Source organism: Jeotgalicoccus sp. ATCC 8456, assembly GCF_016313225.1.
GTDB lineage: Bacteria > Bacillota > Bacilli > Staphylococcales > Salinicoccaceae > Jeotgalicoccus > Jeotgalicoccus marinus.
The window spans coordinates 1,544,231-1,566,772 of the sequence record NZ_CP066224.1; the positions used below are offsets into that span (position 1 = coordinate 1,544,231).

Here is a 22,542-nt window from a genome sequence, read left to right on the forward strand (position 1 = left end):
TATACAATGACAATGAAGTAGGAGATTTTGGATTCATACTCGAAGAACGAAACTACGAGTACTGATGAAGCGGATGATGCGAGTCGACCCATAAAGTTCAAGAGGGTAGGTGATGCACAATGTTAGGCGCCGTTTTAACATTACTCTTAGGTATCATAATCATTCTCGCGATTATTGCTGCGAATGGTTATTTTGTTGCTCAGGAATTTGCATATATGTCTGTCGATCGTTCTCGTTTAAGTACACTTGCAGAAGAGGGGAATGGTGCGGCTAAAAATGCACTATCTGTAACGAGAAAAACTTCGTTCATGCTCTCAGGTGCTCAATTAGGGATTACTATAACTGGACTATTGATTGGTTTTGTTGCGGAACCTTTAGTAGGTAATAGTTTAGCTGTAATCTTAGGGACAGTATTGGCTTTAGCCTTATCTACAGTTGTCCAAATGATTTTTGGTGAGTTATACCCTAAAAACTTAGCGATTGCTAACCCTGAACCTTTAGCACTTGGTATGGCACGTTCTACAAACATATATTTAGCTATTTTTGGCTGGTTAATTACGATTAATGGTTAAAAGGTGCATCTGACTTTTGTCAGATGCACCTTTTTATGTGGAATAAAATAAATTATCACTAAATTTATATTAAGTTAGGGAGCAGTGTTTTAGGCACTCTCACTCTAACGGTGACTAAAGGATTAACGACCTGACTGATGCGAATGTCACAGCAGGCAGACAACAATCGATAGGCCATCTCATAGTCTTCCTTAAGTACAAGCGTTAGATGATCGACCGTATTTTGTGATGCAATTTTAATGGCTTCATCTAATGTTTTAGCTGATGCGATAAAGAAAAAAGCATCTGGACTTTCGACGATCGGGTTTAAAATTGATAAGCCTTCTACTTTAGAAGCTGTTAAAGTGACTTCACCATCAATTTCTACCCCGGTACCATCGAGTTCTCCATCACCCATTGTTGCATGAAGATCTCCCATAGCAAGTAAGCCACCATCTTGAAAAACAGGAAGGTAAAGAGAATTACCTGTAGTAATGTCAGTCGTATCCATATTGCCACCATGACAACCTGGTGAAGCAGTATGGATTTTATCTTCTTTTGTTGCCAGTCCGATGACACCAATCATCGGTTTAACAGGGAGGCATAGACGTTCGCTAAACTTCACGAATCCATCTTCAACCGATAAAATCTTCGTCGACTCATTTTGTATGGTATCACCCAGGACGCCGAGCCCCTTAGCTGTCATCATAATACCAGAAGAACCGAGCTCAATATTATCAATATCAAGCTTAACCACATCACCAGCTTTCAAACCATTTATATAAATCGGACCTGTAGCTAGGTTTATAATTGAACGATCAATGTCCCATCTAGAAGTATGTTCATCTTGTACTTGCCCCCCATAGCAGTCATGAGTCTCTACCTTGAACTGCTCATTTAAATCCACAGTCATCACAGACACCAGATCAGGTGTGAAATAATTTATTGTTTGATCACATTCTAATTTTTTCATAAGTTCACTCACCCCTTAAAATTACTGTCATTATAACATTCGGTTAAACTTGGTGTTTTAAACTTTCTATAAATAATTTCATCGTAGGTGTAATAATGCGACCTTTTCTGTATATAAGATACACTTTCCTGTTTAAGGTCCATTTTGGGATTTGATGGAAACTTAAAGTACCATTTTTAATTTCTGCTGACACAAGCGTTGAAGAAAGTATGGCAAAGCCCATACCTAATTTTACAGCCTCTTTAACAGATTCAGACCCTGAGGAAACCATTTTAACATTTAAATCTATATTGTTTTCACGTGTCCAATTATCTATAGAGGAACGAGTTGTAGACCCTTCTTCATGATTGATGAAAGAGTGTCTCTCTAAATCATATGCAGTAATCTGGTCTAACTCATTTAGCGGATGATCGGGGGTAAAGACAACAATTAAAGGATCATCACTGAAGTGATGGGCAATTAACTCATCATCATTAAAATCATTGGAATTAATAATACCTATATCACATTCGAAGTTCTTAACCTTATTAACTATGCTTGAGGTTCCATATACATGTACAGAAATAGATAAATTATCATGTGTTTTAGTGATGTCATTTATATATGGAAGAATCATATATGTAGCAGGTGTGTGATTGCTACATATTGAGAGTGAACCTTTATTTAAATTTTTATAGTCACTCATCAAGAGGTCTAGCTCATCATATTGGTTGATAATAATCTGTGCTGTTTTATAAAATTCTTCACCAGCCTTTGTTAATTTTATGGAGTGGAAAGATCTTGTTTTTAAGAGATCAACTCCAAGACTGTCTTGGAGTTTGTTCAGATGAAAAGTAACAGTAGGTTGCTTAATATTTAATTTTTTGGCAACTAGGTATAGTTTTTCGTATTTGACAGTGTAAACAAAAACTTTAAGTTGTTGAATATTCATAATCAGCCTCCAGCAATTTCCAATAACTCTATAATAGATAATATCTATTAAAAAATAAATAACATAGATAATATTTTACTTTCAATTTACATTATACATATATGACTTTAATATTCAGTCCTTATATTTAGAGTAGAAATTAAATGAGAGAGGGAGAATTATGAATAAAAAATACTTAGTTTACTTATTTTTGACATCCATTTTATTACTTTCTGCTTGCGGTATGTCTGATGAAACTGGAGAAGAATCAGCGGACGAAAACGTAGATAGTGCGAGTGCATCTGAAGAAACTGAAGAAGCAACAGAAGACAGCGAGCTAGTATTGTACGGTAATGATTTTATTGAAGTTATTGGACCAAAGTTTGAAGAAGAGTCGGGTATCTCTGTAGAAGGTGTCCATTTTGGTGGTGGTGAAGCTTTAGCGCAAATAGAAGCGGAACAAGGAAATCCTAATTGGGATATCATTTTTATGGATGGTCACGGTTCAATACGTAATCTAGCAGACAGAGGATTTTTACATACAGATTTTGAACCTGAAAATATTTCAAATGTTAAAGATGAATACGAAGAATTAATACCTGAAGACAATGCATATTTCCCAATCGGTATGCATGCAGCAGGAGTCATAGCATACAACACGGACATTCTAACTGAAGAAGAAGTTCCTAAAACATGGGAAGAATTTTATGAATATGACGGACCAATAGGACATGCGGACCCTGCAGTTGCTGCTCCAGCCTACCCATTAGTTTCTGGAATATTTAATGAATGGGGTATTGAAGAAGGTAAAGAGATTTATACTGAGCGATTCGAAAAGGGTATTAATATATATCCAAAAAATGGACCGTTAACAACTGGATTGATCAATGGAGAAATACACTTGGCAGCACTTCAGGAGCATAATGCATATGAGGCTATTTTAGATGATGAACCTGTAGATCTTATTTGGCCGGAAGAAGGCGCACCTGGTAGTTTAAGAGTTGTAGCAATTAACAAGGAATCTGACAACATTGAAGAAGCAGAACAATTTGTAGAATTTTTAATGGACGCTGAAACACAAGAATTCTTAACTTCAATTGATTCAGATGCAGCAAGTTTCTTCACTCCTATGGCTGAGGGTGTGGAAGTAAGAGAAGGTCGACCTGAAAATCCAGAAATGATGCTACCAGAAGCTGAATGGGCTGCAGAATATGAAGAAGAAATTAAAACTTGGTTTGCAGACCAGAACGTTCAGTAAGGGGTTTTATCAGTGAAATTCAGTGGGAAATTTTATGCTTACTTAGTGACAGGAGTACTGTTTGTAATGGTATTCCTGCCACTACTTGCAGTAATACTCAATGCGATATTACCCGGACTATTCTTCGGTGAATTAGATTTTAATAGTTTTACGATATTATTTGAAGTTTTTGAAAGACAGCTTTGGCTCGTATCTTTAAAAAATTCCTTAATTCTTGGAATTGGTGGTGCATTTCTTGGTGTTTTAGTAGGATTTATACTTGCTTATTTTAGAGCAAGATGGTCATTTTTGTTAGGAAAATGGTTAGATCTATCTGCATGGATTCTTCTCATAATTCCTTCATTTATGATTGCACAAGGATGGTTATTATTTGCAAATAGAACGGGTATGGCAAGTTCTGTTTTTGGTTGGGAATGGGTAACGGATTTTATTTTTCAACCAGTAGGACTCATCTTTATTATGGGTATGACCAAATTTCCACTTGCCTATCTCACTATTGTTGCGGCAATGGAATGGAACGTTTCTCAGTTGGACAATGCAGCTAAACTGAACGGTGCTAAACCTTTCACAGTGCTTCGTACTATACAATTACCTTTAGCAATGCCATCAGTGGTCGCAGGGTGGACTTTAGTTTTCATTGATATAATTGGGGATTTTGGTTTACCGGCAGCACTGTCAACACTGTATAGATTTCCAACCTTGCCTTACTCGATATACACTGCAATCAACCAATCACCGGTACGTTTTGATATGGCAGGGGTTTTATCTTTCTATTTAGTATTGATATTAGTATTTGCAATGTTGATTTTGTTTATTGCCACAAAAAAATCTAAAGTCGACTTTTTAGGGAGTACTGCATCAAGAACTGTGAGAGTAGAACCTAAGAATGCTTGGCTTGTTAATTTAATAACTCTAGTATTGCTCTTAATCTGTTTAGGAATACCTGTATTTACAAGTGTCTCTGTATCATTCATGGATAGTCTTTCTAGAGGATTGGTTTTTGATAATCTGACATTTGATAATTATCGAACGCTTTTTGCAGGAGGAGATAATCGTTATGCAGCGATTTCTTCTGTATTTGAGGGACTGAAGAATTCAATTTCTTTAGCAATAATTGCAGCATTAATTAGTATGATATTAGCGTTTACTGTAACCTTTGTTTTGGTTTTTACAGAATCAAAAATGAAAGGACCTTTACAAGTATTTACAGTGATTTCTTTGGCAGTACCTGGAGTTGTATTAGGTATAGGATATATCTTCATTTGGAATCAAAGATGGTTAGAACCGCTTGGACTGAATTTATATGGAACACCGACACTACTGGTTATCGCTGCAGTGGCAGGAGCGATTCCATATGCTGTAAGGATACAATTAGGTGCGGTTTCTAATGTGTCTCCAGTACTATTACAGGCTGCTTCAGTACAAGGTGCAAGTGTGCTAATGAGAATGAGTACAATATTGCTACCGATTGTGAGAAATACCTTGCTCATTGCTACATTAGCATCATTTGGTTCTAGTGTATTTGACTTAGCTATCGCATCAATGCTTCAGCCTCCTAACTATACCTTACTGCCTATAGTGATTGATCGTGCATTTGAAGTAGGCGATTATGGCTATGCGACGGCAGCTTCAGTACTGGGAGCAGCTGTAGTTGTTTTGATTATTATAGCGGTTCAGATAATTAATAGTATCTTGAGTAGATTGATGGAAAATAATAAAAAAAGGAAGATAATGCTTTATGAATCAAATATTAACCGTGGATAATGTCACTAAGGCTTTTGATTCTAAAGAAGTCCTTAAGAATATTTCTTTCTCCGTAAATGAAGGAGAGTGCGTATGCCTATTGGGCCATTCAGGTAGTGGAAAATCTACCCTATTACAAATAATTTCAGGACTCCTCTCATCAGATTCTGGAGTACTCACTATAGAAAATGAAACTATCTTTAACGATAAAAAAAGCGTGTCACCAGAGAAAAGAAATTTAAATATGGTATTCCAAAACTATGCACTTTGGCCACATATGACAGCTAAAGAAAATATCGAGTATGGATTGAAAAGACAAAAAATGAAGGCTTTAGACAGAGAAAAACGTATAGAGAAATACATTAAAATGCTTCAGCTTAACGGTTTACTTTCTCAAACCCCATCTGAACTTTCCGGTGGACAGCAACAAAGAGTAGGGATAGCAAGGGCTTTAGCAACAAATCCTAAAGTGTTATTAATGGATGAACCACTTTCTAATTTGGATGTTAAATTAAGAACTGAAATGAGAGCAGAGCTTTCTAAGATATTAAAGGAATTATCAGTCACAACAATCTATGTCACACATGATATTTTAGAAGCATTTTCACTAGCAGATCGTATCATTGTCTTAGATGATGGAAAAATTGCTCAATTTGATACACCTCAACAAATATTCGATAACCCGGCTACAAAGGCTGTCGCAGAATTATTAGGTTTCCAAAATACCATGAGAGGAAAAATAACTTATATTGATCACGACAAGTGTATTGTGGAAGTCGAAGGATATCAATTTATCAGTGATAGCAGAGCTGATTTATTGATGGATGATGAGATAATCATTATGTCTCAAATAGAAGAAGTATCGCTATATAATGGTTCAGAAATAGAGAACAATGTCATGGAAGTAAAAGTAACTCACTGTATTTATGAGGGTCATCATTGGAGAATTAGATTACAAACAAAAAATGGTATAAATGTAGAGCTGCTTCACAATAGTCAACTAGATGAAGAATCCTACGTAAAGATAAAGTTCAATGAAGAGAGAACAAAATTTTATAAAGTATAAATTGTTAAGAAATATACCTAATACTAACGTAGTAGGTATGTTTCTTAATTTATCGAACAATATTTATAAACAACTATGTTAAACTGAACCAAGTAAATTAAAAAAGGAGACTGATTTATGCGCCACATATATAGATTTTCACTCGCAATAGTATTTAGTGTTGCAGGTTTTCTACATTTCAAAAGAGAAGAGAGTTTTGAAAAAGTTGTCCCAGATTATTTACCTTTTAAACGCTTCATTGTTCATGCGTCTGGAGTGGTTGAAATCGTATTTGGATTGTTACTTTTCTTCAAACGACCGGGCAAGACTCTTAAAAATTTAATCAATGCTTTCCTACTTGCTGTCTTTCCAGCAAATATTTATATGGCTAGAAAGAAACTCCCACTTGGTACGATCGAACTACCTAAGCGGCTCCTTTACTTAAGATTACCACTACAGTTTGTATTAATGGGTATGGTTAAGAGAATATAGAGAAAGGGTGGATTCCATGCAGAAAAGAACCCTGGGCTTAATTACAGCGCCGGATTATGCTGAAGAGATTATCGATGATTTAATAGATGACCTTCCTAGACACCTAAAACATTACGTTAATAATGATGTGACATGGGAAATCGAGTGTCATGTTGATAGTTGGACGGGTGGTACGAACCGGGCGGATAGGGCAATAGAATGGACGAAAGCGGAGATGTCGAACAAGGGATGGGATTACGCGATTACTTTAACAGACCTTCCTTTATTTGATGGTAAAAAACCGATCATTGCTGAAGTTCATAGTGATGAGCATGTCGCATTTATTAGCTTACCTGGTTTTGGCTTTGCCCCAATGAAAAAGCGTGTCAGGGAGTCTATTCTTCAAATGATGAATGAAATCTATTATGGTAGTTCTGAAAGAGAGAGAAAAGAATCAGAGCAAACTCAGGAATGTAACGAAAAATCGAATGATGATATTCAATATCAAAGTTCAAAAAGTTTAATTGGGCAGAGATTTTTTGAAAAACTCTCTCCATTAGAACGTGAAACTTCAAATACAAAAAATAGTACACATGCAAGATTTACTGTTCAATCAGAGAAAAAAGGCTTACTTAGGATCATTTCAGGTATGATTAATGCCAACAGACCAATGAAGTTATTTAAAGCCTTTTTAAATATAGTTATCATTGCTTTTACAACTGGTGCTTATGCCTTAGTCTTTCCCACTATTTGGGGCTTAAGCACACATTTCAGTACAATTAGAGCAATCGTACTGATGTTTGTTGCGATATTATCCTTAGTTGCTTGGATTATTACCTCTAATAATTTATGGGAGAGTAAAGTAAAGGATGAACATGCTTTTCTAGGTAAACTATACAATGCAACAACGTTTTTCACATTATTGTTAACAGTAGTGATGTACTATGTACTGTTATTTGTAATGTTTATGGTTCTCACCTCATTATTAATTCCACCAAGTCAGGCTGAAGAAAATATGACAGTGAGTGCTGTAAATATTAGTTCCTATGCATATACAACATGGATTGCAACGAGTCTGTCTACAATTATTGGTGCACTAGGGTCTTCCGTTAATAATGAGGATGTACTTTTAAATAGTACCTATGGATATAGGCAGCAACAAAGACAACAAACAACTAAAGAAATTGAACAAGAAGCAGAGAATGATTGATATACAAAAACGAACGCCCCAGAGCTTTGCTCTGGGGCGTTCGTCTGTTAACTTATATTATTTTGACTCATACGACCAAGTCCACTGTTCCCCATCAGAAGCAAAGTGGTAAACGTATTTGTCATCTTCAATCTTAAAGTCATATGCACCAGATTTAACTGGCTTTTCATCTAATACTTCCGGGTTGTTATGCACTAAATCAATTAGTTCCTCATCCGTATATTCATTTTGAGCTTCGTCATATGACCAAGTCCATTCTTCACCGTTAGACTTAAAGTCAAACTCATAACCATCATAGATAAAGTTATAGTGATAAGCACCATCTTTTAGTGGCGCAGCATCTAATGTTTTAGGTGCATAAAACGCGTAGCTTGCAAGGTTCTCATTTTCTGATGTGAAAAACCCACCATAGGGACCATTGAGTAAGGCGTGTTCTTCGTCAAATATATCAGAAACTGCCTCATTGTATTCTACTTGAGTAATTTCTCCTGCCTCTTGTTGATCTGCAAGTTGTTCAACTTTGTCTTGTTGTGCTTTGGGTAGCCAGTCGAAATCATATCCACCATCTGACCAACCATCACCATCTATATCAGATTCTGCTGGTTGTAAGGTACCCCAAACGGTTTTCGCAGCGTCAAATTCAATTTCATCCGCTTCTGCATTGTTACCGATGCCAGTGAATGCTAACGCACCCGCGACCAATAATGAACTCAATAAAGTTACTTTCTTCATAGAAATCCCCTTCCTGAATATCTAACTTTATCTATACGGACAAAATAACACGGTAAAATAAATATTGCAATTATATTACAAAAATATTACATGAATTACACTTTCAACTTTATTATCGCTCTATTTTGGTGCATGTGGATTTTCTTTAGGATGTATGACTTGATAAGCTTCCAACTGCTCTGAATCGATTGTTCGCTCTGTAATCTCATAAGCTTCATGTAAGTTCATTTCAGATATATGGACTGAACCATCATCATTTATATGCTCAATATAAGCCACATGACCAATTGGGCCTGTGTCAGTCTGTAAAAGCGCACCTTCTTTTGGTGTGTTATTTACTATATAGCCATCTTCTTCAGCCTTATTCGCCCAGTGTTCAGCATCACGCCATGATTTTTCAATCATGTTGCCATCAGCTTTGACTTTATCGAATACATAATAGGTACATTCACCTTTGTCATAAGTGTTGTGATGCATTGGATCTCTCATTTGTCTTATATCTTCTTTAATATTTGCCATCCAAGTTGGAGGATCTTCTGCATGATAGGTATTATATAGATAGAAACCGAATAGGCCTAACAATATTATTAAAGTAACAAGTACAATATTCTTTGTATTAATTATGTGCTTCAATTTATCAACTCATTATGATTATATTTTCTGGTTATAATTTTAAAGAATACACGTCCTAGGTCAAATAAAAGGATGACCCAAGCATTTAATATCGTTTATTTTATCCACTTATGAGAAAATAAATGAAATTAATAAAGTCAGATTGCGGGGTGGCATCTTGAAGCAGCAAAGTCTTATATTTACTTATGGTCTTGTTTTTCTAATTACTGCAATTTGGGGACTTAATGTTGTATTTCTAAAGGTATTAGTAGAGAACCTTCCTCCACATACCATGACAGCATTTAGGATAATGATTGCTGGTGTAACTGCTATGCTTATCGTTATTTTTGGAAGGTCATTGAGAGCTTTAACTATAAAAGAGTGGGTGTTTACTGCTTTTGGTATGATTTTTGGGGTCATGATACACCACCTGTTTTTAGCGATAGGTTTGATGACGACGCCAGCATCAACAGGTTCACTCATATTATCTTTAGTGCCATTAGCCACAGCAATATTAGGCATGATATTTTTAAATGAAAGACTAACTAAGATGCGATCGGTTGGATTTGTTTTAGCTTTAATCGGTGTCTTCTTTATACAAGGCGGTTCATTTTCAGGGTTACAATTATCACAAGGCGAATTTGTCTTGTTTTTATCAATGTTTGCACAAGCCATTAGTTTTGTCTTTATTAAAAAGGCGACGGCGACTTTGGATTCTAAACAGGTTACAGCGATTATGAATCTTGCTGGATCATTTGGACTACTGGGTATTAGTTTGATTACTGAACCATCTGGATTGTCTGAGATGACTGATTCGACAATTGGTGTATACGGAATATTACTCTTATCCGGTGTTGTAGCGACAGGTATTGGTCATATGGTCTTTAACTCAGCTATTCAAAAAATTGGTGCTTCTAAAACTGCAATATTTAATAACTTTGTCCCATTCTTTGGTGTCGTATTCTCTGTTATTTTCTTAAAAGAACAAATAGCTGCCACCCAATTGATTGGCTTTGTGTTTATTGTCGGCGGTGTACTCTTTGGTACGGGTTATTTAGAGCGACTATGGATGAAACGTAAATTGAAAAGAGGCTAGAGATTTCAGATTCTCTAGCCTCTTATTTTATGCTGTTTTCTTTTTCTCGTTAAAATTCTTCAGCCAGATGAAGATAAGAGAAGTGATAATGATCCACACAAATATCATGCTGTAACCATTATTTAATTCTTTACTGAAGAAAAGAATTTCTTTTAATCCATCTGCATATATTCTTAAAGGTACCCAAGGATAGATATAATCTCTATAGAAATCAGGTAACATTTCCGGTGGTAATTGAATTGCTGCCATACTAAAGAACATCAAGAGAACAAATAGTACTATACTCGGAAGTTTCAGCCATTTGAGCACTGCAAAAATCATCAACATAAAGGCTGCAATTACTAGTGATAAGTACAAGGCCATTGTATTAAATGACTGATACTGAATATCCATAATTAATGTTGAAAACCAAGTTGCGAAGTATCCTGCTGTTAGTGCATAAACAAATGGTGCTATAGATTGAACTAAGTTAAAGCTGTACTTTTGTCCAAGACTATTAAACCTTTTGCCATTATCTGAGAAGTACAGCATGACTGCACCAACAATAGAAATAATCCATGTAAACGCAAGGAATGCCATTGGAATGTTTGCGAGACTTCCTGCTTCATTGACCTTAATTACCTCAGATTCAATGGGATTAGATATAGCGTCGACCATATCTGGTGAAATTGGTGAAATCATATTAGATAATCCTTGAAGTGGACTATCTGAACCTTGAGCTTCTAAGACAGGTTGCAGTTGAGATTTCATTTCTTCTGTTTTTGTCTCAATACCTGAAACAATCTGTTTGCTGATCTGCTGATTCATCATGGAGACCATATTATTTAGAGCTGTTTCGATTTGAGACGCAGCCATAGCAGAAGCGCCTTCATTAACATATATATTAACATTTGCTTTTGTCATTTCTGCAGATTGTAAGCTCATAATATTCTCTGAAAAATCCGCTGGTAGTTCTATTGCGCCATAAATATCACGTTGATCCATTGCATCTTCCATTTCATCAACAGAATCGTAAGATGTGAATGACACCATATCCGGTGCGTTTTCACTGATTTGATTTTCGATCGTTTGTCCCATTTCACCTTCATCATTAATGACTAAACCGATTGGCATATTATTCGGTTCTACCTTGACTATTGGTGAGAATGCTGGAAGCATGATTAAGGTGAAGACGATAACAAATAAAATTGGGACTAGAAAAATTTTGTTTGAATTTTTTAGTTTATCCATTTAAACACTCCTTAATGAACATATTGTTGAATAACTTGTGACTTTATTGTATTCTGCATTTAAATCAGTTGCCATAAGCAAAAACCGCCATTTTATTGAGTACTCAATATTTGAATTAAATATGTTCATTAAGAAAAGAGGGACACTATGGACCGAAGACAAAAGAAGACCAGACAAGCAATTATCGATGCGTGTTTTGATTTAATGAAAAGTAAAGACTTACATCACATTACTATTAATGATATTGCTGAAAAGGCAGATATTAATCGAGGGACTTTTTACCTACACTTTGAAGATAAGTATGACATGATGAAGCAGTTTGAAAATGAAATGATTGAGAAATTAGAGGATGTCTTTCGGAAAAACTTACCGACTGAAGACTTCAAGCAAGAGTTTTTACCATCTCGTTACGACACCTTAATTCAGGTATTGCGATGCTATGAGGAGAATCAAAAATTGATGCAGCTTATTCTCCAATCTAACTATATCAACTCTTTTGAAAAGAAATTGCAAGATAAGATGTTGTTTATAGTTGAAGGTGAATTTAGTGAACATTTACAACGAATGCATTATGATATTCCGAAAGAAGTTCTAGTGGTTGTATTTACTTCAATTTTCATCGGCTTAGTTAAATATTCATATACTTCAGAAGATGAGCTGGATATAGAAAAAACTGCAGACTATATCTTTAAAATCGTCCTACAGGGTCCTGCAAAAGTGATGGGCTTTTATGAGTCTTAAACTTTCGTTAATGTTCGTTTTAATGTGTAAATATTATCATTTTTAGTCTGCCTCCTAGTTTAATACGAACATTTTAACATAAAATCCAATTTTTATTCGTCATTTACTTGATAATTACACACCTAACCAGTAAAATGTTAGTCATATATACTGACTTTAGGAGTGTGTTTGTAGTGGAATTAATCTATCAGGGTAAGACGAAAGATGTTTTCAAAGATCAGAATGGTGACACTGTACTATATTTTAAAGATGATATGACAGGTAAAGACGGCGTCTTTGATCCAGGAGAAAACCAAGTAGGGTTACAAGTTGAAGGTTCAGGTATGGCTGGATTAGAATTGACGAGTTATTTCTTTGGAAAAATAAACGAAAGTGGCATTCCAACACACTTCCTCAGTGCTGACATTGAAAATCGCTTAATGAAAGTTCGAAAAGTGGCAGTCTACGGTAAAGGATTAGAAGTGGTATGTCGCTTTAAAGCAGTCGGCAGTTTTTACAGACGATATGGTGCTTATGTTGAAGAGGGTGCTGACTTACCTGCTTTAGTGGAAGTGACTTTAAAAGACGACGATCGCCAAGATCCTGTTATCAGTGAATCGACCCTTGAAGCTTTGGGTATTTTATCCGCTGAATCTTATAAGGAAATTACAGACTTAACTGTGAAAATCAGTGAGATTATAAAAGAAGAATTAGCCAAGAAAGACTTAGACTTATATGATATCAAGTTAGAATTTGGTTATGATGAGGAAACAGGAGAAATTTTACTGATCGATGAAATCTCCGGTGGCAATATGCGTGTATATAGAGACGGAGCGTATATTGAACCGTTGAAATTAAATGCTTATCTCTTCAATGAATAAGATAACTTGAGGGTTTACTTTTTTATATTTGAGACATTTTAAGTACAATGAAGGTAACCAATGGGGAGAGGAGCATGTTTGATGAACATTACGATTACCGATGACGCTTTAAAGTGGTATAAAGATGAAGTAGAACTTGAAGCGGGAGATAAGGTGCAATTCATCGTCCAGATATATGGGACAAGTCCAATTCGAGAAGGTTATTCTTTAGCATTTAAGATTGATAATGATGACTCTAAGAAAGCAGTGCATGTTGAGAAAGAAGATATAGAGTTTTACATCGAAGAACAAGATGTGTGGTTCTTTGATGGCTATGATTTAAAAGTCGCCTTTGATGAAGATAAAGATGAAGTGAAGTATGAGTATATAGATCAGTAGGTCAGGTATACTGGACCGGATTGATTTGTGTGCCATCGTGAAAGTAACGACGTCATATAAACAAGAGTATATCAATAAATCAACAAAAATCAGGGTAGGAAATCAACAATTTCCTACCCTGTTCTTACTTTTTAATCAAATTTAAGACCTTTTAATTGTTCTGCAAGAGCATTATTAATCGGTTCTTCTTTTTGATTCACATATTTATTTACCGTGCGCTTATCGACCTTACCTTTATTCTGTTTTTTACGACGGGCTTGGAAGGTAGATAATTTTTCTCTATGACCACATGTACAAGTGAAGATTTGTCCTTCACCTGAACCGCTCAAGGTCATTTTCTTCTTACAGTTAGGGCAGCGGGCATTGGTAGTTTTTGCGACATTTCGCTTGTAACCACATTCTCTGTCCTGACAGACGAGCATCTTCCCTTTTTTGCCTTTGACTTCAAGTAATGGCTTACCACACTCTGGGCAGTCACGACCGGACAGGTTGTCATGTTTGAAGGTTTTCTCACTGGCTTTAATGTCTGCGACAATCTCTTTGGTATGCTGTTTCATGGAGTCGATAAATTTATCCTTTTTCAAATGACCTTTTTCAATTTGCTCCAGTTGTTTTTCCCACTCAGCTGTTGTGACAGGGGATTTTAAAACCTCAGGTGCTAGCTCTAGAAGTTGCTTCCCTTTAGATGTCAGCTTAATTGCCTGGCCATTTTTCTCCAGATAAAACGTATTAAACAGCTTATCGATTATATCTGCACGTGTTGCAACAGTACCTAAGCCACCTGAAGCGGATAATGTTTTCTTATGCTGATCCGCCATATCAAAGTACTTAGCTGGATTTTCCATAGCTTGGAGTAGAGAGGCCTCTGTAAATCTTGATGGTGGGTTCGTTTCACCTGTCGATTGAATAATCTTATTAATAGAAAGGGTGTCTCCAACTTTTATGCTGTGTTCAACATCTGAAGCTGCTTCTTTATATAAAATTTTGAACCCTTGATCGATCACACGATTAAACTTACTGATAAGTGTTTCCCCACTCACCTCAGCAGTAACAGTTGTCTCTTCATATTCATAAGGTGGCAGAAGGACACTTAAGAAACGTTTAACAACCAATTCATAAATACGTTTTTCCCTTTCGGTAAAGTCAGCAAAAAATACCGGACTTTCCGTAGGAATAATGGCGTGGTGGTCACTTACTTTTTGATCGTTGACGAAGGAGCCATGGGCTTTAATCGGTGAACGTAAAATCTTTGCTGCCGGCTTGCTGAATTCTCCGTTACTGCTCGCTTGTACTCTCTCTTTTAAAGTTTCTACAATATCGGACGATAAAAACTTAGAATCTGTACGAGGGTAGGTTAAGACTTTATGACGCTCATATAAGTTTTGAGTTGTCTGTAAGGTTTCTTTAGCTGACATGCCAAAGATATTATTTGCATCTCTTTGGAGTTCTGTTAAATCGTAAAGTCCTGAGGCATGTTGCTTTTTATGTTTTTTCTGAACATCTTTAATAGTCAGTGATTTAACATTTATTTTTTCTTCTACTGATTTGACTTTCTTTTCATCAAAGATACTTGTTTTACCGGAAGGATCTTGCCATTTGAATTTAAGTACAGGTGTTTGTACATCGATACCATAATATATTCTCGGTTTGAAGTTCTTAATGGCTTCTTCACGTGCATGAATAATAGCAAGTGTTGGTGTCTGCACACGACCACAGTTGAGTTGGGCATAGTGTTTAGTTGTCAATGCTCTTGTTGCATTGAGACCGACATACCAATCCGCTTCACTTCTAGCGACGGCAGCATGGTAGAGATTAAGATATTTATTACCTGGCTGTAAGTTCTTAAAACCATTTTGAATTGCCTTATCCGTTACAGATGAAATCCATAGACGTTTGACAGGCTTATTGACCCTTGCATAATCTAAGATCCAACGTGCAACAAGCTCACCTTCACGACCAGCATCTGTCGCGATAATCACTTCATTGACATCCTTACGATTAAGCTGACTTTGAACAGCTTTAAATTGCTTGGTCGTTTTAGGTATATGAGTCAGTTTCAATGGTGTAGGTAACATAGGTAAATCATTTAAATCCCATTTTTGATATTTAGTATCGTATTTTTCTGGATCTCTTAAGGTCACCAAATGACCGAGTGCCCAGGTTACAATGTATTGGTTACCCTCTAAGTAACCATTTCCTTTCTGCTTACAATTCAGTACACGCGCGATATCACGTGCAACTGATGGTTTTTCAGCAAGTACAAGACTTTTTGCCAAAACATTCATCCTTTCATGCGTACTCTAACTATTTTTTGTAACTAGAATCATGAGGAACATCGGTCGACGGACCTCATCTTTCATTTTAGGTCGTCCTATAATTTCATCGGGTGGTAGAGTTTCTTTAAATGATTCTACAGTAAAACCAGCTTGAATCAATTGGTTGATGTAAGTTGAGAAGGTACGGTGATACTTTGTTACCGTAGATTCTAGAAATTGTGTATCTCTCTTACTCTCTATGTTGTAATAATCTATTGGCCAATATAAAGGATTACTATCGTCGTCATAGATCCAATCTTGTTCGGGACGAGATGAAAAGATAGGGTGTTCAACAGAAAATGCAAAAGTACCTCCAGTCTTTAAACATCTGTATACACTTTGACAAACTGTATCAAAGGATTCAATGTAATGAAAGGCTAAAGAACTGATGACAACATCAAAGCATTGATCTGTAAAATTAACATCTTCAATCGAGCTTTGTAGATAGGTAATATTAGGGTCATCAGTCATGTCCTTGGCTTTTCCAATCATTTTCTCAGATATGTCTACTCCAATTACTGAATGTGCGCCTTGCTCGCTTACATAGCGACAATACCAACCTAAGCCACAGCCTAAATCAAGAACTTTTTTATCTTTAAAATCCGGTAACAGTGTTTTGAACATTTCCCATTCCCCAGCACCTTTTAGTCTATTGACTGAGCGTGCCATCTGACTATAGGCATTAAAGAATTTCGGATTATCATACTTATTTTCTTTCATTGGAGCATACCCCTGACTAAGACTGTTTTATTATACTAATTTAACATGAAAAAAGCATACTGAGGGTAATCCCCAGTATGCCAAAATATCTTAACTTAATTATTTACTTACTTCGTATGACCAATTCCAGTACGTGCCATCATAATCAAAGTGGAAGTCGAAACTACCATACTTGAAGTTGAAATCATAAGGCACGTTATGAAGCGGCGCTTCATCTAAAACTTCTGGATTGTGTAGAGCTAACTTAGCGAGGTAGGCTTCATCTGTCGGTTCTGTTAATACCTTATCCTCATATAACCATGACCATTCGTTACCATCATAGCTAAAGAAGAATTCACGATTGTCATAAGTGAAATGATAATTGTAAGGTACGTCGTGAAGCGGCGCTTCATTAAGTTTTTCTGGATTGTTTAGAGCTAGATCAGCAAGTTTCTCTTCAGTCCATGGTTCAGTAATTGGTGTTTCGTCATTATTATCATTGACTGGTTCGTTTGCTGGATCGTCATATCCGTCTGGTATGCCTTTGTTTTGTTCACTTGCAAAGATATCCGCAACGGCTTCGTTATATTCAACTTGAGTAATTTCACCTGAGTCTTTTTGTACGCTTAAGTCGCTAATTTTGTCTTGAGATTCTTGTGGCATCCATGACGCATCAAAGTGTGTGTTTGCCCATCCGTCACCATCTGGGTCAGTACTACTTGGTAGATACTCTCCCCAAACTGTTTTGGCACCACTGGGTTCTTCAGCTTGGTCCGCTTGTGCTGTTGCACCTAATCCATTAAAAGCTAAAGCGCTTGCAATTAAAGCTGTGCTAAATAAAGTTACTTTCTTCATTATAAGAAATATCCTTCCTGAATATCTAACTTTATTTCTACACTTAAAATAGCATATGTAATATTATATTTCAAATATGTTACAAATATTACAGAGAGATAATCACAACAAATTCTATTTGCTTCCTTTATATAAGAATATAAGATTAATATAATTGTCAAAAAATTTTCAATAAATAGGATATTTTTAGAAATTCAATTTAATTTTGACATATTTCTGTAACGACTATAAACTGGAGAAGAGATTAGATTTCATACATGCGCTTTAATATAGAAAAGAGGGGATATTATGGCTGGAGAGAAAGATGAGAAAATATTTTCGCGACGCGATTTCCTGAAGACAACAGGTGTTGCTGCCGGTGGGATTGCTGGTGGGGCACTTTTAGGAGGATTTACTGGATTTAAGTTCGGTGAAGACCAATCTGAAGGGGATTCAGCAGAGACGAATACTGGTGGAGAAACAGCTAGCGGCGAAGGTGAATCGGGTCAAGCTTTAGCGGATGCTAGAACATTCATTAGTAGACAAGAGGACTTTGCTGCACTTGCTGCGGCAACGGAAAGAATTTATCCAGAAGATGATAACGGTCCAGGTGCAATCGAGCTTGGTGTGCCGTATTTCATTGATAAGCAGCTCTATGGTACGTGGGGTACGAACGGAACAGACTATCGTATGGGGCCTTATCAACCAATGGCATCAGACACTCATGGTCGTCAGGAAAAGATGGACCGTGGTGAAATGTTCTTGATGGGTATAAGACGTATGATGGAATATGCGGTTGAAGAATTTGATGATGAGTTTGTGAACCTTGACGGAGAGCAACAAGACGAAATTCTAAAAGCATTTGAAGCCGATGAGGTTGAAATAGGTGGTATGAAATCCTCTGCCTTCTTCTCACTCCTAAGAAGTACAACTATTGAAGGCGTGTATTCTGATCCTACATACGGCGGTAACCGCAATATGGAAGGTTGGAAGATGATTCAATATCCAGGCCCACGAATGGGTTGGATGGATAAAATTATGGAAGAAGAGTTCCAAGAGATTGAACCAGAATCTCTAAGAGCGTATCAAGGAGGCGGAATGTAATGGCGACCGAATTAGATAAAGTAGACGTTGTAGTAGTCGGCATGGGTTGGTCTGGCGGTATCGTCAGTGCAGAATTAGCTAAAGCAGGCAAAAATGTAGTCGGCCTTGAAAAAGGACACAATGCGAAGCGTAGTGACTACATCGGTGTTAAAGATGAGCTTAGATTCGATAATAGATTTGAGATTATGCAATCACTTAAAGGTGACACAATTACATCCAGAAACGAAATTGATGAGACAGCCTTACCTATTCGTACAATGAAAGATATGCAACTTGGTGCCGACGTAGGTGGGGCGAGTGTTCACTGGGCAGGTGCGACGTATCGTTACTGGCCATATGAATTTGAAATCCGTAGCCAAACAATAGAACGTTACGGTGAAGATAAGATCCCTGATGATATGAACTTACAAGATTGGGGTATTACCTACGAGGAAATGGAACCCTACTATGAAAAGTGGGAAAAAACTGCAGGTATTTCTGGTGAACAGGATCCACTTGCGCCAGAGCGTAAGATGGAATGGCCAAACCCGCCTTTAAACGAAACACCATCACTTAAGTTATTTAAAGATGCGACAGCGGAACTCGGATTACATCCTTTCCAAATCGCGGCAGGGAACATGTCTCAAAACTATGAGAACCCAGACGGGGAAAAACTCAATGCATGTATGTACTGCTCTTTCTGTACTCGCGCAGGTTGTGACTTTGATGCGAAATCAGATCCACTTGCTACAGTAGTACCAACTGCACTTAGACATGATAACTTCGAATTAAGAACACGCGCAAACGTACGCCGTGTCCTTTATAACGAAGATGATCAAAGAGCGACAGGTGTTATGTATGTAGATGAGCAAACAGGTGAAGAATTTGAACAGCCTGCAGACGTTGTTGTACTAGCTGCATTTGCATTTACAAATAACCGTCTACTTATGTTGTCTGATATCGGTGAACAGTACGATCCAGAAACGCGTGAAGGTGTTATTGGACGTAACTTTAACGGTCAATATAACTCTGCTTTCCATGGTGCAATTGGTTACTTCGAAAATGAGAAGTGGAACCTTTACATGGGTGCTGGTGCACTAGGTGCAGCAGTTAATGACTATGCAGCAGATAACTTTGACCACACTGATTTAGACTTTATTGGTGGAGGCGCGATTGAGTTAAGGCAGTATGGCTTTGGTGCCATCTCCAGCAGTAATAACTATCCAAGTGATACACCAAGCTGGGGTGCTGAGTATAAGAAACAGTCACTTAAATATGCCTATAGTGCACTGCACATTTGGTATACAAGTATTGCGATGTCATACTGGCACAATTATCTAGACCTAGATCCAACTTATAAAGATGAGTACGGAGATCCTCTCTTACGTGCGACTTATAAATTTGGTTCAAACGAACGTCCGATTGGGAAGTTCGGAGTAGAAAAATGTGTTGAGATAATGGAAGCAATGGGTGCTGATATTGTAGAAGCAGACCCACTTCCAGACGAATTCGACCATGTATATGCAGGTGGACACTATACAGGTGGTGTCGTGATGGGTGCAGACCCAGAAACATCAGCAGTGAACAGCTACCTACAAATGTGGGATGTAGACAACCTATTTGTAGTTGGCGGTTCAGCCTTTCCGCAGTTCGGTGGTCACCACCCAACACCAACAATCGGTGCACTAGCTTACCGTGCAGCTGAAGGTGTTGAGCGATACCTTGAAGAGGAAGAACAACTTGTAGAACCACAAACAGAAAGTTCAAATTCGTAAATATAGCTAATATATAGTGAGGTCCTAGATTATTCTCGGGCCTCACTTTTTTGATTGCAGTAATTATAAAAGTGTATACTGGACTTAACTTATAACAAATTACAAAGGGGAGTTTTCATGTTTAAACAAGATGAGACTGTAGAATTTTTAAAGGACTTATTGTCAGTGAACAGTCCGACAGGTTACACGATGAATGCCATAGAGTTTTTAAAATCTACAGTAGAGCAAATTGGTTATGAAACTGAAGTGACACCAAAGGGGAATTTACTGGTGAGTGTTGAAGGTGAAAATAGTACTGTGACCCGTGCCTTGAGCGCCCATGTCGATACACTCGGTTTAATGGTGCGTTCGATCAATAGTGATGGGACTTTATCGTTAACAAAATTGGGTGGTCCATTAACGCCAACCTTGGACGGGGAGTATTGTGATATCATCACGAGAGATGACAAGGTGTACACAGGGACAATTCTGTCGAAATCACCGTCGATTCATGTCTTCAAAGACGCCTCTAAAAAAGAGAGAGATATCGATAACCTCGTGGTCAAAATTGATGAGCGTGTGGAGAATAAGGAAGATGTCCAGAAGTTGGGGATTCAAAACGGTGACTTTGTGGCCTATGATCCGAAAGTGACCGTGACAGAATCTGGCTTTGTTAAATCACGTTTCCTGGACGATAAAGCCTCAGTCGCCTTGTTGGTGAGCATTCTCAAAATGCTGAAAGAAAATGGGGTGAAGCCGAAGACGAACCTGAAGTTTATCTTCTCGACCTATGAAGAAGTCGGACATGGCGCAGCATGGATTCCAGAAGACATTACGGAATTACTAGCAGTGGATATGGGTTGTATTGGTTTAGATTTAGAATGTACAGAATACGAAGTGTCCATTTGTGCCAAGGACTCTTCAGGACCGTATGATTACGAACTGACCACTAAATTGATTAACTTTGCTAAAGAAGCGGAGCTGAACTATGCAGTCGACATTTACCCGATGTATGGCAGTGACGCCTCCGCTGCCCTCGCAGGCGGTGCAAATATTAGGGCCGCACTGATCGGACCCGGCGTCGCGAGCAGTCACGGTATGGAAAGAACCCATGTGGATGCTTTGAAAAACACTTTTGAGTTAATTAAGAAATACATTGAGAACTAGGTAATGGCACCTGCAGATTGCAGGTGCTTTTTTGTTGGGGCAGGACTTATTGGGTGGTCGGAGGTTAACGGTGGGGTCGTGTTGATTTTCTAGGGTGGTCGGAGTTCGACGGTGGAATGGTGTTGAACTTCCAGGACGCTCGGAGTTCGACGGCGAAGTGGTGTTGAACTTCCATGGTGTTCGGAGTTCAACGGCGAAATGGTGTTGATCTTCTGTCCATTTTTTAAGTGATGATGAGAAAATACTTTTGAATTTATTAAGAACTAGGTAGATGATTCAAAATTAGTCGGTGAGGGTAAAATGGGTGCAAGAAGTTAACTTTTAGTAGGTGATTTTAAGTGCGGAAGTTAGAATGGTTTGTCTTTAAAATATTGCTACCACTTGTGGTCGTGAATTTTATCGTGTGTGACTTTTTACATGAATACGAGTGGGTCACATTTGGACTGCAGTTTGGACCAATTGCAGCAGTTGTGGCTTTTATTATAGTTGTGGGCTTGTTGGTGAAACGCCCATACGATGAGGAGAAAGTAGAAGAGACAGATACTAAAGGCGGTCGGAAGTGGATTATATTTTTGGTGGTGTTGGTGATTTCCTTGAACCTATTATGGGGAGAACCGGCGAGTAATTTACTTAATATTAAACGATTCGAGTTCTGGGCAATTATGATTATTATCCCATTACTTAGAGCCTTTGATTATAAAAAGAAAACGGACAACACCCGTGAAGAAAAACGATATTTTTAAACTTTGGAAGTGGGACCTGCAGATAGTGGGTGCTTTTTTGTTAGTTGCTTGGAGGTTAACGGTGAACTGTTGTTGATCTTCAATTCTAATCGATTTGAATGGTGATGAGGCAAGCACATCACCATTCAACCAAATTA

General features: G+C 37.4%; 22 protein-coding genes. 14 read left to right on the forward strand and 8 right to left on the reverse strand.

Annotation, left to right across the window (positions count from 1 at the left end; translation table 11 throughout):
- The first annotated feature begins 119 nt into the window (after positions 1–119).
- Positions 120–572 carry a CNNM domain-containing protein gene (locus tag JEM45_RS07995; RefSeq protein WP_026866989.1) on the forward strand — a complete coding sequence of 151 codons (453 nt, stop codon included), beginning with the start codon at positions 120–122 and terminating at the stop codon, positions 570–572.
- A 64-nt stretch (positions 573–636) separates the two neighbouring features.
- Here the strand turns inward: JEM45_RS07995 and JEM45_RS08000 are convergent, their stop codons facing one another.
- Together JEM45_RS08000 and JEM45_RS08005 are read right to left on the reverse strand one after the other, a co-directional pair.
- On the reverse strand, positions 637–1,524 hold the full coding sequence (locus JEM45_RS08000) for an acetamidase/formamidase family protein (protein WP_026866990.1): 888 nt from the start codon (positions 1,522–1,524) through the stop codon (positions 637–639).
- 43 nt (positions 1,525–1,567) lie between these two features.
- The gene (locus JEM45_RS08005; RefSeq protein WP_026866991.1) at positions 1,568–2,455 is read right to left on the reverse strand and encodes a LysR family transcriptional regulator; all 888 of its coding nucleotides are present in this window, start codon (positions 2,453–2,455) and stop codon (positions 1,568–1,570) included.
- A 160-nt stretch (positions 2,456–2,615) separates the two neighbouring features.
- Between JEM45_RS08005 and JEM45_RS08010 the strand changes: the two genes are divergently transcribed.
- The 5 genes from JEM45_RS08010 to JEM45_RS08030 all read left to right on the forward strand — a co-directional run bounded on the left by JEM45_RS08010 (position 2,616) and on the right by JEM45_RS08030 (position 8,161).
- Positions 2,616–3,692, forward strand: a complete 1,077-nt coding sequence (locus JEM45_RS08010) for an ABC transporter substrate-binding protein (RefSeq protein ID WP_026866992.1) — start codon at positions 2,616–2,618, stop codon at positions 3,690–3,692.
- A 12-nt stretch (positions 3,693–3,704) separates the two neighbouring features.
- Positions 3,705–5,456 (forward strand): ABC transporter permease, encoded by a 1,752-nt coding sequence (locus JEM45_RS08015; protein ID WP_035856381.1) that lies wholly within the window; start codon positions 3,705–3,707, stop codon positions 5,454–5,456.
- A complete protein-coding gene (locus tag JEM45_RS08020; protein WP_026866993.1) occupies positions 5,431–6,501 on the forward strand; it encodes an ABC transporter ATP-binding protein in 1,071 nt (356 codons plus the stop codon). The genes JEM45_RS08015 and JEM45_RS08020 overlap by 26 nt, the downstream gene beginning before the upstream one ends.
- Before the next feature lie 117 nt (positions 6,502–6,618).
- Complete coding sequence (locus JEM45_RS08025) at positions 6,619–6,972, forward strand: DoxX family protein (protein ID WP_198687240.1); 354 nt, start codon at positions 6,619–6,621, stop codon at positions 6,970–6,972.
- Between the two features lie 16 nt (positions 6,973–6,988).
- The gene (locus JEM45_RS08030; protein ID WP_026866995.1) at positions 6,989–8,161 is read left to right on the forward strand and encodes a hypothetical protein; all 1,173 of its coding nucleotides are present in this window, start codon (positions 6,989–6,991) and stop codon (positions 8,159–8,161) included.
- A 57-nt stretch (positions 8,162–8,218) separates the two neighbouring features.
- Here the strand turns inward: JEM45_RS08030 and JEM45_RS08035 are convergent, their stop codons facing one another.
- On the reverse strand, positions 8,219–8,893 hold the full coding sequence (locus JEM45_RS08035) for a hypothetical protein (RefSeq protein ID WP_051220521.1): 675 nt from the start codon (positions 8,891–8,893) through the stop codon (positions 8,219–8,221).
- Positions 8,894–9,013: 120 nt separating this feature from the next.
- The gene (locus tag JEM45_RS08040) at positions 9,014–9,526 is read right to left on the reverse strand and encodes a CHAP domain-containing protein (RefSeq protein ID WP_235678851.1); all 513 of its coding nucleotides are present in this window, start codon (positions 9,524–9,526) and stop codon (positions 9,014–9,016) included.
- Positions 9,527–9,683: 157 nt separating this feature from the next.
- Between JEM45_RS08040 and JEM45_RS08045 the strand changes: the two genes are divergently transcribed.
- Positions 9,684–10,601, forward strand: a complete 918-nt coding sequence (locus JEM45_RS08045; RefSeq protein ID WP_198687241.1) for a DMT family transporter — start codon at positions 9,684–9,686, stop codon at positions 10,599–10,601.
- A 27-nt stretch (positions 10,602–10,628) separates the two neighbouring features.
- Here JEM45_RS08045 and JEM45_RS08050 read toward each other — a convergent pair whose 3' ends face one another.
- A complete protein-coding gene (locus JEM45_RS08050; protein ID WP_026866998.1) occupies positions 10,629–11,831 on the reverse strand; it encodes an ABC transporter permease in 1,203 nt (400 codons plus the stop codon).
- A gap of 147 nt (positions 11,832–11,978) precedes the next feature.
- Here JEM45_RS08050 and JEM45_RS08055 point away from each other — a divergent pair, with 147 nt between their 5' ends.
- The 3 genes from JEM45_RS08055 to JEM45_RS08065 all read left to right on the forward strand — a co-directional run bounded on the left by JEM45_RS08055 (position 11,979) and on the right by JEM45_RS08065 (position 13,810).
- Positions 11,979–12,572 carry a TetR/AcrR family transcriptional regulator gene (locus JEM45_RS08055; RefSeq protein WP_026866999.1) on the forward strand — a complete coding sequence of 198 codons (594 nt, stop codon included), beginning with the start codon at positions 11,979–11,981 and terminating at the stop codon, positions 12,570–12,572.
- A 173-nt stretch (positions 12,573–12,745) separates the two neighbouring features.
- Entirely contained in the window at positions 12,746–13,432 is a 687-nt protein-coding gene (locus JEM45_RS08060; protein WP_166626415.1) for a phosphoribosylaminoimidazolesuccinocarboxamide synthase, read from the forward strand.
- Between the two features lie 81 nt (positions 13,433–13,513).
- Entirely contained in the window at positions 13,514–13,810 is a 297-nt protein-coding gene (locus tag JEM45_RS08065) for a HesB/YadR/YfhF family protein (RefSeq protein ID WP_198687978.1), read from the forward strand.
- Between the two features lie 131 nt (positions 13,811–13,941).
- On the opposite strand, the gene JEM45_RS08070 is transcribed toward JEM45_RS08065, so the two are convergent.
- The 3 genes from JEM45_RS08070 to JEM45_RS08080 form a co-directional block, all read right to left on the reverse strand.
- Entirely contained in the window at positions 13,942–16,086 is a 2,145-nt protein-coding gene (locus tag JEM45_RS08070; protein ID WP_198687242.1) for a DNA topoisomerase III, read from the reverse strand.
- A 24-nt stretch (positions 16,087–16,110) separates the two neighbouring features.
- Positions 16,111–16,845: a class I SAM-dependent methyltransferase gene (locus tag JEM45_RS08075; protein ID WP_198687243.1), complete on the reverse strand. Its 735-nt coding sequence runs from the start codon at positions 16,843–16,845 to the stop codon at positions 16,111–16,113.
- A gap of 99 nt (positions 16,846–16,944) precedes the next feature.
- Positions 16,945–17,679, reverse strand: coding sequence for a hypothetical protein (locus tag JEM45_RS08080; protein ID WP_198687244.1), 735 nt, complete (start codon positions 17,677–17,679; stop codon positions 16,945–16,947).
- A gap of 288 nt (positions 17,680–17,967) precedes the next feature.
- Between JEM45_RS08080 and JEM45_RS08085 the strand changes: the two genes are divergently transcribed.
- From JEM45_RS08085 to JEM45_RS08100, 4 genes are all read left to right on the forward strand, one after another.
- Positions 17,968–18,762, forward strand: a complete 795-nt coding sequence (locus JEM45_RS08085; protein ID WP_198687245.1) for a gluconate 2-dehydrogenase subunit 3 family protein — start codon at positions 17,968–17,970, stop codon at positions 18,760–18,762.
- The gene (locus JEM45_RS08090) at positions 18,762–20,516 is read left to right on the forward strand and encodes a GMC family oxidoreductase (protein ID WP_198687246.1); all 1,755 of its coding nucleotides are present in this window, start codon (positions 18,762–18,764) and stop codon (positions 20,514–20,516) included. The genes JEM45_RS08085 and JEM45_RS08090 overlap by 1 nt, the downstream gene beginning before the upstream one ends.
- 117 nt (positions 20,517–20,633) lie before the next feature.
- On the forward strand, positions 20,634–21,662 hold the full coding sequence (locus JEM45_RS08095) for a M42 family metallopeptidase (RefSeq protein ID WP_198687247.1): 1,029 nt from the start codon (positions 20,634–20,636) through the stop codon (positions 21,660–21,662).
- Between the two features lie 338 nt (positions 21,663–22,000).
- The gene (locus tag JEM45_RS08100) at positions 22,001–22,405 is read left to right on the forward strand and encodes a hypothetical protein (RefSeq protein WP_198687248.1); all 405 of its coding nucleotides are present in this window, start codon (positions 22,001–22,003) and stop codon (positions 22,403–22,405) included.
- Positions 22,406–22,542 lie beyond the last annotated feature (137 nt).

Bases quoted from the DNA above. Each gene is read 5' to 3' on its own strand.
- JEM45_RS08075 (WP_198687243.1), bottom strand. From the start codon at position 16,845: ATGAAAGAAAATAAGTATGATAATCCGAAATTCTTTAATGCCTATAGT.
- JEM45_RS08020 (WP_026866993.1), top strand. From the start codon at position 5,431: ATGAATCAAATATTAACCGTGGATAATGTCACTAAGGCTTTTGATTCT.
- JEM45_RS08065 (WP_198687978.1), top strand. From the start codon at position 13,514: ATGAACATTACGATTACCGATGACGCTTTAAAGTGGTATAAAGATGAA.
- JEM45_RS08000 (WP_026866990.1), bottom strand. From the start codon at position 1,524: ATGAAAAAATTAGAATGTGATCAAACAATAAATTATTTCACACCTGAT.
- JEM45_RS08030 (WP_026866995.1), top strand. From the start codon at position 6,989: ATGCAGAAAAGAACCCTGGGCTTAATTACAGCGCCGGATTATGCTGAA.
- JEM45_RS08080 (WP_198687244.1), bottom strand. From the start codon at position 17,679: ATGAAGAAAGTAACTTTATTTAGCACAGCTTTAATTGCAAGCGCTTTA.
- JEM45_RS08035 (WP_051220521.1), bottom strand. From the start codon at position 8,893: ATGAAGAAAGTAACTTTATTGAGTTCATTATTGGTCGCGGGTGCGTTA.
- JEM45_RS08025 (WP_198687240.1), top strand. From the start codon at position 6,619: ATGCGCCACATATATAGATTTTCACTCGCAATAGTATTTAGTGTTGCA.
- JEM45_RS08085 (WP_198687245.1), top strand. From the start codon at position 17,968: ATGGCTGGAGAGAAAGATGAGAAAATATTTTCGCGACGCGATTTCCTG.
- JEM45_RS08095 (WP_198687247.1), top strand. From the start codon at position 20,634: ATGTTTAAACAAGATGAGACTGTAGAATTTTTAAAGGACTTATTGTCA.
- JEM45_RS07995 (WP_026866989.1), top strand. From the start codon at position 120: ATGTTAGGCGCCGTTTTAACATTACTCTTAGGTATCATAATCATTCTC.
- JEM45_RS08050 (WP_026866998.1), bottom strand. From the start codon at position 11,831: ATGGATAAACTAAAAAATTCAAACAAAATTTTTCTAGTCCCAATTTTA.
- JEM45_RS08055 (WP_026866999.1), top strand. From the start codon at position 11,979: ATGGACCGAAGACAAAAGAAGACCAGACAAGCAATTATCGATGCGTGT.
- JEM45_RS08090 (WP_198687246.1), top strand. From the start codon at position 18,762: ATGGCGACCGAATTAGATAAAGTAGACGTTGTAGTAGTCGGCATGGGT.
- JEM45_RS08005 (WP_026866991.1), bottom strand. From the start codon at position 2,455: ATGAATATTCAACAACTTAAAGTTTTTGTTTACACTGTCAAATACGAA.
- JEM45_RS08010 (WP_026866992.1), top strand. From the start codon at position 2,616: ATGAATAAAAAATACTTAGTTTACTTATTTTTGACATCCATTTTATTA.